This window comes from Vibrio sp. 1401 (genome assembly GCF_033340295.1).
This window is the reverse complement of the sequence record NZ_JAWOWF010000473.1, coordinates 1-638: the sequence shown is the minus strand read 5'-3', so window position 1 is coordinate 638 and position 638 is coordinate 1. Positions and strand designations below refer to the sequence as shown.

Below are 638 nucleotides of genomic sequence, written 5' to 3'. Positions count from 1 at the left end.
ATTCAAGGTACCGACAATTAATCTCGGTGCGGGTTACATGAACTATCAGTTCAGTAAAAATGACTCTTCACTCGGTCCGATATTGAATCCACTCAGTGATTCCGTGTCGGGTCTGCCACCTCAAATTGGTAACGTCACCCTAATGGATAATCAGCACGATGGCGTATTTGCAGGCGCGAGTATAGCTTGGGAGGCTGATCTGTTTGGGCGTATCGACCGCCAAGCAAACGCGGCACAAATTCATCTCGAACAAGCTCAAATTTATCAAAACGGCTTGAACACGGTGATCACGGCGGATTTGATTCATAACTACTTGCAATACCTAGGCGCAAGCGAGCGCCTTGAGTTGGCAAAATCGAACTTAGAAGATCAACGACGCACACTCGACCTCGTCGGAAAAGTCGTGCGCAGCGGCTACGGTTCTGATCTCGATTTAGCCCAAACGAAGGCCACACTTGCGGCAATGGAATCGCTCGTTCCGCAGTTAGAGATTGCCCAACAAGCGCACAAACATCGTTTAGCAGTATTGCTTGGTGAGCCGCTAACACAAGTCGAAATCCGCCTATCTAAGCAGCATAGTGTACCTGTCATGCAGGACATGGTGCCGGTCGGTTTACCTTCCGATCTATTGAAACGTC

At 49.1% G+C, this 638-nt stretch carries 1 protein-coding gene; it reads left to right on the top strand.

The window, feature by feature from the left end:
• Nucleotides 1-638 (top strand): TolC family protein (locus tag R7Z77_RS26295; protein WP_318137168.1); only part of this gene is annotated, 638 nt, incomplete at both ends.